Source organism: Fructobacillus papyriferae (assembly GCF_018437225.1).
Lineage (GTDB): Bacteria > Bacillota > Bacilli > Lactobacillales > Lactobacillaceae > Fructobacillus > Fructobacillus papyriferae.
Genome location: NZ_JAAMFI010000001.1, coordinates 259,335 through 271,726 on the forward strand (window position 1 = coordinate 259,335; position 12,392 = coordinate 271,726).

General features: G+C 45.0%; 9 protein-coding genes and 1 riboswitch. Of the genes, 7 read left to right on the plus strand and 2 right to left on the minus strand.

The window, feature by feature from the left end; genetic code table 11:
- Positions 1 to 71: 71 nt before the first annotated feature.
- Positions 72 to 464: a tautomerase family protein gene (locus tag G6R27_RS01275; RefSeq protein ID WP_213819278.1), complete on the plus strand. Its 393-nt coding sequence runs from the start codon at positions 72 to 74 to the stop codon at positions 462 to 464.
- Between the two features lie 160 nt (positions 465 to 624).
- Here G6R27_RS01275 and G6R27_RS01280 read toward each other — a convergent pair whose 3' ends face one another.
- Both G6R27_RS01280 and G6R27_RS01285 read right to left on the minus strand, forming a co-directional pair.
- On the minus strand, positions 625 to 2,310 hold the full coding sequence (locus tag G6R27_RS01280) for a glycoside hydrolase family 13 protein (RefSeq protein ID WP_213819279.1): 1,686 nt from the start codon (positions 2,308 to 2,310) through the stop codon (positions 625 to 627).
- A gap of 94 nt (positions 2,311 to 2,404) precedes the next feature.
- Positions 2,405 to 3,775: an MFS transporter gene (locus G6R27_RS01285; protein ID WP_213819280.1), complete on the minus strand. Its 1,371-nt coding sequence runs from the start codon at positions 3,773 to 3,775 to the stop codon at positions 2,405 to 2,407.
- Positions 3,776 to 4,029: 254 nt separating this feature from the next.
- Here G6R27_RS01285 and G6R27_RS01290 point away from each other — a divergent pair, with 254 nt between their 5' ends.
- The 6 genes from G6R27_RS01290 to G6R27_RS01315 all read left to right on the plus strand — a co-directional run bounded on the left by G6R27_RS01290 (position 4,030) and on the right by G6R27_RS01315 (position 12,377).
- The gene (locus G6R27_RS01290) at positions 4,030 to 4,887 is read left to right on the plus strand and encodes an alpha/beta hydrolase (RefSeq protein ID WP_213819281.1); all 858 of its coding nucleotides are present in this window, start codon (positions 4,030 to 4,032) and stop codon (positions 4,885 to 4,887) included.
- Between the two features lie 295 nt (positions 4,888 to 5,182).
- Positions 5,183 to 5,281: riboswitch (TPP riboswitch) on the plus strand.
- 80 nt (positions 5,282 to 5,361) lie between these two features.
- Positions 5,362 to 5,934, plus strand: coding sequence for an energy-coupled thiamine transporter ThiT (thiT, locus tag G6R27_RS01295; protein ID WP_213819282.1), 573 nt, complete (start codon positions 5,362 to 5,364; stop codon positions 5,932 to 5,934).
- Between the two features lie 247 nt (positions 5,935 to 6,181).
- Positions 6,182 to 7,513 (plus strand): branched-chain amino acid transport system II carrier protein, encoded by a 1,332-nt coding sequence (gene brnQ / locus G6R27_RS01300; RefSeq protein ID WP_213819283.1) that lies wholly within the window; start codon positions 6,182 to 6,184, stop codon positions 7,511 to 7,513.
- Positions 7,514 to 7,770: 257 nt separating this feature from the next.
- Positions 7,771 to 9,120, plus strand: coding sequence for a branched-chain amino acid transport system II carrier protein (gene brnQ / locus G6R27_RS01305; protein ID WP_213819284.1), 1,350 nt, complete (start codon positions 7,771 to 7,773; stop codon positions 9,118 to 9,120).
- Between the two features lie 145 nt (positions 9,121 to 9,265).
- Positions 9,266 to 10,111, plus strand: a complete 846-nt coding sequence (locus G6R27_RS01310; RefSeq protein ID WP_213819285.1) for a DUF1129 domain-containing protein — start codon at positions 9,266 to 9,268, stop codon at positions 10,109 to 10,111.
- Between the two features lie 154 nt (positions 10,112 to 10,265).
- Entirely contained in the window at positions 10,266 to 12,377 is a 2,112-nt protein-coding gene (locus G6R27_RS01315; protein ID WP_213819286.1) for an MMPL family transporter, read from the plus strand.
- Positions 12,378 to 12,392 lie beyond the last annotated feature (15 nt).

The following is a 12,392-nucleotide window of genomic DNA, read 5'->3' on the forward strand; positions in this document are numbered from 1 at the left end:
ATTTTTATGCTTTTCAAGCATTTCTTGTGATAATCTAGAGCTACGAACGAAAAGTAAACGAGGACGCACACATGCCATTAATGAAAATCGATTTAATCAAGAATCAATATCAGCCGGAAGAAATCAAGCAAATCATGCAACTGTCCTTTGACGTTGCCAAAGAAACTTTGTCATTACCGGATCGCGACCGATTCCAAATCGTCACACAACACGAAGATTATGAAATTAACTTTCAAGACGTGGGGTTAGGTTACAAGCGAACGAACAAGGCCTTGTTCTTTACGATTTTGTCAACTCCACGGCCAATGCCTGCTAAGAAAGCCTTCACCAAGAAGTTGGTCGAGAAATTGGCAAAAGAAGCCGATGTTCGTGATGAGGACGTCATCATTTCCTTTGTCACAAACCATGGAGAAGACTGGTCCTTTGGAAAGGGAAAGAATCATTTCTTAAATGGTGAACTGTGAAAAAAGGCAGGAGTAATCCTGTCTTTTTTTAATTTAGGGTGATGCTTTTAAAATCGAATAGCCCGTCATGACGAAATGGGGGAATCGTTTGACGCCAGAATGGTGATGACGACAAAAAAGCCGACAATTCATAGAAGAACTTGTCGACTTTTTGTTTGTTTTATTTTTTAATGCGGTAAACTTTTGATTCGAAAGGACGAAGGGTCTTACCTTCATCATCCTTGTAGTTGGAAATTAATCGTTCGGCATTTTCTGGTACTTGATAATCACGTTCAATGCTTTCTTCAACAAAGGAATTAATGACTAGCAATTCTTCCTTTTCGCCAACTCGTTTGTAAGCGTAAACTTCTTCGTCATCCAAGTCCAACAATTCGTAGCGACCCGTCGTCACGATGTCCAAGTTGTGACGGAAGTTAATCAATTTTTGGTAGTGGTAGAAGACGGAATCTTCATCCGCCAATGCAGCGTCGACATTAATCTCTTCAAAATTATCGTTTAGCTTCAACCAAGGGGTGCCTTCAGTAAAGCCGGCATTCTTTCCGTTTGTCCACTGCATTGGGGTACGGGCGTTATCGCGGCCCTTGTAGTGAACGTAGGATAACATAGTATCAGCATCAACCAAGTGATCGCGGTCAACTAAGTATTTGCGCGCGTTTTTGATTTCGATGTCGTCGAAGTCGTCCCAACCGAAGTTCTTAGCGTTGGTCATTCCGATTTCTTGTCCTTGGTAGATGTAAGGTGTTCCTTGCATAAAGTGCAAAAGAGTGGCTAACATCTTAGCTGACTTGACTCGGAATTCAGGCTTGTCTGAACCAAAACGGGAGACAGAGCGCGGTTGATCGTGGTTTTCCCAGTAAAGGGAGTTCCAGGCGACACCGGCCATGGCGGTTTGCCATTTGGTGAGGTTTTCCTTTAAGCGTGGTAATGGCAAACGTTGATCATACCACTTCGTCAAAGCAGGTTCAGGGTTAGAATCCAATTCGACGTGTTCGAACTGGAAGACCATGTTGACTTCGGAGCCATCCAAATTCGCATACTTTTTAGCGTTTTCAATATCAGTGGCGGAGGCCTCTCCAACCGTAATCATGTCCTTGTTGTTTAGAACCTTTTGTCGCATTTCTTGGATGAATTCATGGATTCGAGGACCATTGGCTACTCGTTCACCTGGATCAGCGTACTGGCTTCCTTCCATTACAGGACCGTCAGGCAATCCTGGACGCTTGGAGTAAAGGGAAATCGTGTCCATTCGGAAACCGTCAATACCACGGTCGACCCATGCGTTCATCATGTCGTAGATCGCTTGACGCAATTTTGGATTTTCCCAGTTCAGGTCAGGTTGGCCATCCGCAAAGAGTTTCAAGTAGTACTGACCGGTTGCTTCATCGAATTTCCAGGCCGGACCGGAGAAGTATGATCCCCAGTTGTTTGGTTCGTGACCATCAACTGGATCGCGCCAGATGTAGAAGTCACGTTTGTAGGCATCTTTGGAAGAACGGGACTCCACGAACCATTGGTGTTGATCGGAAGAGTGGTTCACAACCAAGTCCATGACAACCTTGATACCGCGCGCGTGCGCTTCTTTAAGCAAGGTGTCAAAGTCGTCCATCGTACCAAATTCAGGGTTAATGGCTTCGTAATCTGAAATATCATAACCATTGTCCATGTTTGGTGACTTGTAAATTGGGTTTAGCCAGATGACGTCGGCTCCCAACTTTTTGACATAGTCTAAACGTGAGATAATTCCTTTCAAATCACCAATGCCATCGTTGTTCGAATCTTGGAAGGAACGGGGGTAGATTTGATAAATGACGGCTTTTTGCCACCACTTGATTTGATTTTCTGTCATAAAAAACCTCCACTGTTTTTCACTGTTGACTTTTTTCGATTACGTGAGGCCATTATACCGGACGTCAGGTATTCAGTAAAACACAATTGCATCATCAAGAACGGACGTCTTGATGATGGTCTGGCACAAGCCAAATACTGAAAGCGCCAAGCACAAAGCAGCTCGCACAAATATAAAACATGTTGGCCATTGATCCGCCAACTGCTTTTAGTAAAAGGAAAGAAAGACTTGATGCAACGATTTGCGGTAGGCAGATGAAGCAATTATAAAGTCCCAGTAGGGTGCCGTTATTGTCTCCGGAAAGGGACTGCGTCAGAATGGTAAAGGGGATGGTAATAATGGCAATCCAGGCAACGCCAAAGAGAATGAATGCGATCACTGACGTCAAGCGGCAAGTCCCCAAAGCAATCATCAAAAAGCCAACTGCTCCCAGTAATAGGGAAAGAAAGTAAATGAGACGCCTTTTGCTGGCTTTGATTTTTGCAAAGAAAAGGCCAGTTAAAATTGAGACAACACAGTAGATTCCCTGAACAAAGCCAAACCAATTGCCAGCTTCTTGATACGCGGGAGTGGTTGGATCTGTTGTTTGCCAGATCTTTTCTGCTAAGGCGCCTGTTGAATAAGTCCACATATAAGGAATGGCGATCCAGACGAAGAAAGCGGCTAAGCCAAGTAACCAAAACGTTTTTGGGGCTCTTTTTAAAATTTCGCCCAGACCTTTGTCTTTGTGTGGTTCTTTCAACTTGTTATCCGAAAGGCCGTGATAACGGCGCAACTCTTCTGGAGAATATTCCTTGACGGTTAATACGGTAAAGCCGGTTGCGATAATTAAAATGACAGCCGCAATGTAATAAGAAATTCGAACGGATGGCGGTATTTCACCAATTTTGGCATGGTTGGCAACCCCAAGAGCAGTTAACAAGAAGGGGAAAGCAAAGGCAGTTAAGGCGCCAAGCGATCCCCAGACATTTTGCATGGACCAGAGCGTTTGGGCTTGCTCGTCATTGGCCATATCCGGGATGATCATTTTGAAAGGCTGCTGAATAACGTTACAGGATAAGTCAATAAATAAGACCGTAACGCCCGCAAAAAGCAGCGCCGCCATGGAGCCGTAACCAAAGCCAAAGGAACCAGCGCTTGGCATCAAAAGTAAAACGATGACAGCCACCGTTGTACCACCAATCAGATAGGGCATCCGACGGCCCAAGCGTGGTAACCAAGTCCGATCGGAGAAATAACCGATCAGTGGTTGCATGATTAGCCCAGCCATTGGCGGCAAGATAAAGAAGAAGCCAAGCTGATTGGGATCCGCACCGATTGTTTGGAAGATTCGGCCCATTGTCCCTGTTTGCATGGCAAAGGCGATTTGGGTGCCAAAAAAGCCAAAAGTCATCAGAAAGATTTGCTTTTTAGAGAGGGTGGGCAAGCGATTCGTTGACCGATGTTGCTGGTTTTTGTTTTCCATTTTTTACGACCTCCTTATAAGTAGTCAAAATCAGGAAACATTGGTGAACATTTCTGTTCGCCCTTATAGTAAGCGCTTTCATAAACGGACAACAGTGTTTGCTTGAAAAAATGGTGAATTTTAACTTAATGCGTATTAAAGAAACAAAAACGTGAAATTTGTATAATGACTCGGCAGCCACAGCATCTCCTGTTCGAAAGAAGTTCCTTTTGAAAAGCGGTATACTATTCTTAGATAGAATCTGGAGGGATTTAATGCACAAACACAGTCGAATAAGAAATACAGCCATCATTGCTTTGCTTCTCTTAATTGGCTATGCCGTCTTTCAGACGTTTTCAGCTCGGGAATTAGTTCCAAACCAAAAAAACAAGGCAACCAATCAAACCGCAACGGTCTTCTTTCACGGATATGGGTCTTCTCGAAATGCTGAGAAATCGATGGCCCAGTATTTGATTGACCACAAGTATTCAAATCGCCGCAAGGATGTGACCGTTTTGGAAAATGGGCAGGTCGACATGGGACGTAAAATTACGGCCAGCGATCAGAATCCGTTGGTTCTTGTGCAGTTTGATAACAATAAGAACCAGGATTTTAATCAGACAGCCGAGTGGGTCAAAGCCATCATGACCAATTTGAAAAAAGAAGGGGTCAGCCAGGTGAACTTGGTCGGTCACTCGATGGGGAACATGGCCATCGCTTTTTATTTGATGAAGACAGCAAAGGCGGGGGATGAGTCATTGCCTACCGTTAAGAAGCAAATTGATCTTGCCGGGACTTATAATGGCCTGATGCTAACGGAACCGAATTCCAAGTCGGCGCTAAACGATAATGGCCAACCAAAGGAAGCTATGGACTACTTTAATCGGCTGCTGCCATTGCGGGATTATTACCAGCAACACAGTATCCAGGTACTAAACATCTACGGAAATTCGCAAGGGGCTGGACAAAACGATACAACGGTGTACAACAATTCTTCCAAATCATTGAAGTATTTCGTCCAATCACCATCCACTTATCAAGAAAAGTTGATTACGGGAGCTGATGGTCAACACTCAAAACTTCACGAAAATAAAGAAGTGGATCAGGCAATGTTGGCATTTTTGAAGGAATAATTTTTCTGGAGTTTAATCCTAAACCACATATAATGCTTATCAAAAACGTCCGATTGAGAATTTCGGGCGTTTTTTATTTAATGTTTTCATTAGTAATGGACACTTTAGCTGAAACGAACGGCTTGCAACTGAAAGGCAAACAAGTTGAAAAACGGTTAGTGCAAATGCAAGCAATTATCCTAGCAGGCATTTATAAAAGTGCCTAAGAAGTCGATCCAGCTGGGTCGACTTTTTTTTCTTAACAGCTTGTCAAATTTCTTAATGATTGGGTATAATAGGTGTAACAAATGAATAACGTTTTGTTTAGGGGAGCTCTGGTGAGCTGAGAGTGCGAAAGCCGACCCTTTGAACCTGTTGTGTTAAGACACGCGTAGGGAAAACAGAAAAAATGACAAAACAATGTTTGGTCCGCTTTTTGCTGTTCCGAACGTTGTTTTTTTGTGGTCACGCATGCCAGAAAAAGGAGAAGAAAACATGCAGAACACAAAGTCTAAGAACTTACGCTTCATTACGGAGCTTGCCCTCTTTACCGCCTTGTCTTTGGTCTTGAATTTTTGGTCGATCAGTCTCTGGGGCCAGGGAGGTTCGATTTCCTTTCAAATGGTGCCAACGATGATCATGGCCTTCCGTTATGGCTACAAGGGCGGTTTGACCACTGGTTTTCTTTTTGGGATGGTTCAGCTCTTGCTTGGCGCCTATGTTTTGACACCAGTTCAAGCCTTCTTCGACTATCCGCTAGCCTTCACGGTCGTGGGCTTTACAGCTGTTACCGCTAAAGCAGCCAAGAAAGCCATGGACCGTCAAAAGAAAGGACGCGCCACGATTCTTTTGACACTTGGTATCTTGGTTGGTTCCTTTTTGCGGTTTATCGCACACACGCTTTCAGCCGTGATTTTCTTTGGTCAATATGCGCCAAAAGGGCAGGGCGTTTGGTTATATGCCACGCTATACAACGGCTCATACATGTTGCCATCGTTTATCGCTTCTGCCATTGTGGTCGTCATGATGGCAAGCGTTTATCCCAAGTTGATCCAATCGAACAATTAAGGATGGATTGACAAAGCATTTTCGTCGTGCTTTAATAAAACCATTAAAGAAAAGCGAGTTTACCAATGAAGTTCTTCCTGACCAACAATCAAGCCGTCGTCGTCAGCGTCGTTATCCGCTAGGGTAGGGTGCTGAGTTTTTGGCTTGCCTATCCTTACGATAGGCAGCTGTCAGGTAGAAAGCCAGCTGCAGTCATGCAGTTGGCTTTTTCTTTTGGAAAAACGCGTCTCACAAAAGGAGTGAACTTATGAAGGAACAAAAAGCGAGTAAACGGCAATTATTGTTAATTGCTTCTCTTATTTTCGGCCTCTTCTTTGGGGCCGGGAACCTCATTTTTCCAGTGCAGTTAGGCCAAATGGCTGGTCATCATTGGCTACCAGCTGTGATTGGCTTTCTCTTGACGGGTGCGGTCTTACCATTTTTGGCTATGCTGGCTATGGCGCTAACGAAATCGAAGTCCGTTTTTGATATTGCGGCACCTGTTGGGGCTTGGTTCGGGACAGCGATGCTTGTTGCAATCCACTTTTCCTTGGGTCCTTTGTTTGCGACGCCTCGAACTGCAGCCACGGCTTTTTCTATGGGGATTGCGCCGCTGATTCCTTCAGCATACCAGCAGCTAGCGATGCTCATTTTTTCAGGACTTTTTTTTCTTTTGGTTTACAAGATGACCCTTAAGGAATCAAACTTGATGGATTGGGTAGGCAAATACCTCAACCCACTTTTCTTGTTGCTCTTGGCTTTGATCCTAGTATTGGCCCTTGTCTTGCCAATGGGTGACTTGCAACAACACGTATCTGGGGCCTACCAAACGCAAGCGGCTTTCCAAGGGATCTTAGAGGGGTACAACACGATGGATTGCCTCGCGTTACTGGCCTTAGCTGTTTCCGTGGTTTATGCGGTTCGCAACATGGGCTTTTCTGAAAAAGCAGTACCCAAGCTCTTGGCCAAGTCTGGTTTGTTAGCCATTGCCTTGGAATCCTTCATTTATATCGCCACTGCCTTGCTTGGTGTCTCTTCTCTTGGCATTATGGGCGTGTCACCAAATGGTGGGGCGGCCTTTTCCAACATCGTCACACACTATTTGGGGAACGCCGGCATTATCGCAACAGGAATCATTGTGACTCTGGCGGTAATCACTACGGCCATGGGCCTTTCGGCTTCTTTCGCACAAGATCTACATAAGGTCTTTCCGACGATCACGTATAAGAACTGGTTGCGTTTGACGGCGGTGGGCTCCTTTTTGACGGCTAACGCTGGGTTGACGAAGATCATTGCTTTTTCAACCCCTGTCTTGCTCTTCTTGTACCCATTCACCTTGGCTTTAACGATTTTGGCTGTCTTGCATCGTTGGACGAAACAAGAGCCAATCATCTATCGGCTGGTGATGGCTTTTATTGCCATTCCGGCCTTGTTGGACGGTTTGTTGGCGTCTCCTTTAGCGTCAGAAAACTGGGTGAAGGGCATCGCAACAGCTTATCATCACTATTTGCCATTGGCGGCTGAAGGTTTCGGCTGGGTCCTACCTGCAGTGATTGGTGGCTTGATTGGCTTTGCCTTGAGTAAAAAAAAATTAGCATGAGTATTTGACAAGATTCTCTAATCATGTTTTAATAAATTTATCAAATTAAGTGAGTAGATAAATGACACATTCATTCCAAGAAAACCAAGCCATTATTATCAGCATTATTATTCCATAGGGATAGGTGCTGATATTTTGAGCTGCCTATCCCCGAAAAGGATAGGCGGCTGAGTGAATGCGTTTTGACCAGCTGCGATTGTCGTAGCTGGTCTTTTTATTTGCCATTAAAATCTTGATCATTAAAAGGAGTCTTCATTATGGAAGCAAAAAAATTATCACTGAAGCAATTATTCTTGATCGCTTCACTCATCTTCGGGATGTTCTTCGGGGCAGGGAATTTAATCTTTCCAGTCCAGTTGGGACAAGCAGCCGGAAGCCACTGGTTCTGGGCGGTATCCGGATTCTTGCTGACCGGAACGGTGCTGCCATTCTTGGCGATGCTGGCGGTTTCACTGACAAATTCTAAATCTGTTTATGACATTGCTAGGCCGGTTGCACCGTGGTTCGGAACGGTTTTTCTGGTCGCCATCCACATGACGATCGGCCCACTTTTTGGAACGCCACGTACGGCCGCCACGGCCTTTGACATGGGGATCGCGCCCTTATTGCCACAGGGCATGCAGCAGGGAGCGATGCTTGCCTTTACCGCACTATTCTTTGGCTTGGCTTACTTCTTGACGGTCAAGCAGTCCAACTTGATGAAATGGGTCGGAAAATATCTAAACCCGCTATTCTTGGGCCTGCTAGCTTTGATCTTGCTTTTCGCCTTGCTATTGCCAATGGGTGACTTGCAGCAGCACGTGAGTTCCGCTTATCAGCAACATGCCGCTTTCCAAGGGGTATTAGACGGGTACAACACCATGGACGGGATCGCCTTGCTGGCTTTAGCTGTTTCTGTTGTCTACGCCGTCAAAGGTTTGGGTTTTGAGGGAAAAAGCGTCTCCACCGTTTTGGCTAAATCCGGCCTTGTCGCCATTGTCATGGAATCCATGATCTACTTGGCAACGGTTCTCTTGGGGGTCTCCTCACTTGGAACCATGAAAGAAGCAGCGAATGGCGGAACGGCCTTTTCTGACATCGTGACGCACTATACGGGTAATGTCGGTGTTCTAGCAACTGGGGTTATTGTGACTTTGGCGGTCTTTACAACGGCGATGGGGCTTTTCGTATCCTTTGCCCAGGATTTGCACCGTGTCTTTCCGAAGGTTTCCTATCTTTGGTGGTTGCGTGTGATTGCCATCGGCTCTTTTGTGACAGCCAACGCCGGGTTGACGAACATTATCGCTTGGTCAGCACCAGTCTTGATGCTTTTGTACCCATTTGCTTTGGCTTTGACCGTTCTTGGCGTGACGAACAAATGGGTCAAGCAAGATCACAGCATCTACGCTTGGGTCACAGCAGCCGTTGCTTTACCAGCCTTTTTGGATGCTTTGGCCGCTTCGCCTTTGGCGGATTTGACAGCGGTAAAAGGACTCGTTTCGAGCTATCACCAGCTGCTACCACTGGCGAGCGAAGGTTTTGGCTGGGTACTTCCGGCCGTTTTCGGCTTTGCCTTGGCTCTTTTATGGAAGTTCGCTCATAAAAAAAGCTTGCTAAAGAATGTTTAGCAATCCTTTAGTTGAAAAAAGTCGCTTAAAAGGCGGCTTTTTCTCGTTGATTTGCTTTACAGAAGGGGGATACCTCGGATAAACTGAATAGAAGAAACAAAAAATCAAGATACCAACCGAACTTTGCAGCATCATAGGAAGAGAAATGACGATTAAGGAACTAATTGAACGGAATAACGAGTTGCGCCCTGGCCTGAATGATGAGAATCGCAAATTTTATGATGATTTTTTGGTTTATTCGCGGACAATTTCTTGGTTAAAAGATGAACAGGCAGTTGAGGAACTCTTGCTTCGTACCTTACAAGAGCTACTAGAAGCGCAGAAGAGGGGGCAGACTGCCCGTCACTATTTTGCTAATGATCCGAAAGGACTTGCCGATTCGCTATTGAAGAAATTACCGACGCGCTGGAATTCCTTTGCTAAATTTCTTTTCTATACGTTTTTTGGCTACCTGGCCATCGCCTTCATTCCAGCGATCTCCGTTCCTGGAAAAGTCGTCGATCTTGGTGCCTACATGTTGGCTGGACTCTATTTAACGGCTGCTGGCTGCTTTGTTATTTGGTGGTTGGGGACGGCCGTCTATCGGTTCCAACAATCAACTTTTCCTAAATGGTTGAAAATGATTTTGGCATTCCTTACTGGAATCGTCCTTATTTTCCCTGCCTTTGCCATTTCTTTGTGGATGAAAACGGTGTTGCGTCTTTCCTTTGATGGTTGGGTTGGGATTGCAGCCATTGTGGTGATGTTGATGATTCTTTTGGTTTATCAAAAAATCTCAACTCCTAATCAAATCATCGACCGGCCCATTTACTATTACATTCTTTTTCAAGCTCTAGTTGGTATCTTGTCTCGTTTGCCATTTGTGGAAGGCATAATGGCAACAAAAAGTGGTAAGTTTGTACTAGCAGGTCTGCTCGTCTTTGGCCTCATCATCTTTTGGATTGTTTCTTGGCGGATGCTTCGACAATTAAAAAAAGAGGACGAATCGTAATCAAAATAAAAACTAGCACATTCAAGTGCTAGTTTTTTCTTTTTGATTATTTTTTTGCCCTTTTGGGCAAAAAGAACTCGCCCAAAAGCCTGACTGAGGTTGTCTTAAAGTCGGTATAGTAAAGGCTGTGATTAAATAAAAAGGAGTCAGACTAATGGGAAAAGCATTGGGTCGACTAGGTGGTTTTGTCTATAACCACGCCAAGTCGACAATCACAGTCGTCATTGCCATCATCGTCGTCGTTATGGGATTGGCCATTCATCAAGGAGCTAATTTTGCGGGTTCTTCCTTGAATTTACCAAATTCGCAGTCGCAAAAGGCTTTGTCTTTGATGAACAAGGAATTTTCGCAAACAAGTTCTTCAAAGGGGACGATCAAAGTTGTCTTTCATAGCCAAAACGGCCAAGACTTGACCTCTTCTGATAATCAAGAAAAAATTCAAGAATTGTTGAATCAGCTGCAAGGTCAAAAGCATGTCGCTTCTGTTCAGGCACCAGCTGTGTTACGAAATTACAGTTCGGATAAGAAGACGGCCTATGCCAACGTCAACTATGATCAGAAAAAAGAGGATGTCTCAGCTACTGAGATTAACCGTGTGAAAAAACAGCTATCGATCACAAGAAAGGCTAAGATTCAAACGGAGCTCTCCGGTAACGTCACTTTTTCAACTGTTCAACAGAGTGAGACAACGGAAGGGGTCGGTATTATTGTGGCCTACGTGGTCTTAGCCATTACCTTTGCTTCCTTACTCGTTGCTGGGTTACCCATTCTGTCAGCGATTTTGAGCTTGGCGTTGTCCATGCTGCTCATCATGTTGCTGACAAACGTGATGGACATTCCGTCTACTTCATCGGCTCTTGTTGGTATGATGGGGCTAGCCGTTGGAATTGACTACGCACTTTTCATCATCTCACGTTACCGTCAAGAGATCGCTTCTGGAAAAGAACGAAAACAAGCGATAGAAGCCGCTTTGTCGACCGCCGGCGTTTCGGTGGTCTTTGCCGGTGCGACGGTTATGGTGGCGATGGCTGCCATGGTTACCTTAGGGATTGATTTCTTAGCAACGATGGGAATTGCCGCTGCAATCGGCGTTTTCTTTGCAGTTTTGATGTCATTGACTTTTGTTCCGGCTGTTTTGTCTTTGTTAGGGCAAAAGGTAACGGGTCAAAAGAAAAATCGGATCTTACAAGTCTTTTCAAGAGTGCGAGTAAAAGGGGGCTTTGGTCGTCTTATTGTTCGGCATCGTGTCAAAACGCTACTGCTCGCCATTGTTGCATTAATTCTGATTGCCCTGCCAGTTGCTCACATGAACCTCGGTTTGCCAAATGACGGAGAAAGTTCACCTAAGCAAACCGAGCGACGAGCCTATGATATGCAAAAAGAGGGTTACGGGGACGGTGTTAACGCAACCTTGGTCGTCTTAGCCAAAACCGATGACATGGCCAAGGCCAACCATGCTGGTTCGGAAATCAAGCAACTAAAGAATGTGGCCAACGTGACGCGGGCCATGCCGGGTCGATCTGGTCAGTATTACATGCTTGCCGTAACGCCAAAGACGGATTCAAATGATCCGAAGACGAAAAAGCTGGTCACGGATATTCGTCATTTGACGGTCAAAAAAACACAAGCAGAATTGTTGGTGACGGGTGCAACGGCCATTAATGTCGACGTAACCGATGCAATCGCATCGGCTATTCCAAAGTTTGCTATTTTGATTATTGCCTTTGCGTTCGTTTTGTTAATGATGGCTTTTCGTTCAATTTTGATTCCACTGGTCGCGGTTGCTGGATTTGGTTTGTCACTTTGTGCTACTCTGGGAGCCGTGGTCTGGATTGTGCAAGATGGCCATCTCTTGGACCTTTTCCAAATTCCTTCAAAGGCTTCTCTTCTAGCCTTTATGCCGGTATTGGTCATCGGCATCATGTTTGGACTAGCCATGGATTATGAAATCTTCTTAGTGAGTCGAATTCGTGAGGAGTATAATCGAAGCAAAGATACGACACAGGCAGTTATTGTTGGTTTGCAAGAAAACGGAACGGTTGTCTTTGCAGCGATTGTCATTATGGCCTCGGTCTTTGCCGGCTTTATCTTCTCACCAGAAGGAATTATCAAGTCGATCGGCTTATCCTTTACTTTTGGTGTTATTTTCGACGCTTTGATTGTTCGGATGATTATTGTTCCAGCAGCCATTGCGCTCTTCGGAAAAGCCAACTGGTATTTACCAAAATGGTTGGATAAAATTTTGCCACAGTTGCATGTCGAATAAAAATCAAGAAGGCTA

Excerpts from the sequence above, each read along its gene's own strand:
- G6R27_RS01275 (WP_213819278.1), top strand. The coding sequence starts at position 72 with ATGCCATTAATGAAAATCGATTTAATCAAGAATCAATATCAGCCGGAA.
- G6R27_RS01280 (WP_213819279.1), bottom strand. The coding sequence starts at position 2,310 with ATGACAGAAAATCAAATCAAGTGGTGGCAAAAAGCCGTCATTTATCAA.
- G6R27_RS01285 (WP_213819280.1), bottom strand. The coding sequence starts at position 3,775 with ATGGAAAACAAAAACCAGCAACATCGGTCAACGAATCGCTTGCCCACC.
- G6R27_RS01290 (WP_213819281.1), top strand. The coding sequence starts at position 4,030 with ATGCACAAACACAGTCGAATAAGAAATACAGCCATCATTGCTTTGCTT.
- thiT (WP_213819282.1), top strand. The coding sequence starts at position 5,362 with ATGCAGAACACAAAGTCTAAGAACTTACGCTTCATTACGGAGCTTGCC.
- brnQ (WP_213819283.1), top strand. The coding sequence starts at position 6,182 with ATGAAGGAACAAAAAGCGAGTAAACGGCAATTATTGTTAATTGCTTCT.
- brnQ (WP_213819284.1), top strand. The coding sequence starts at position 7,771 with ATGGAAGCAAAAAAATTATCACTGAAGCAATTATTCTTGATCGCTTCA.
- G6R27_RS01310 (WP_213819285.1), top strand. The coding sequence starts at position 9,266 with ATGACGATTAAGGAACTAATTGAACGGAATAACGAGTTGCGCCCTGGC.
- G6R27_RS01315 (WP_213819286.1), top strand. The coding sequence starts at position 10,266 with ATGGGAAAAGCATTGGGTCGACTAGGTGGTTTTGTCTATAACCACGCC.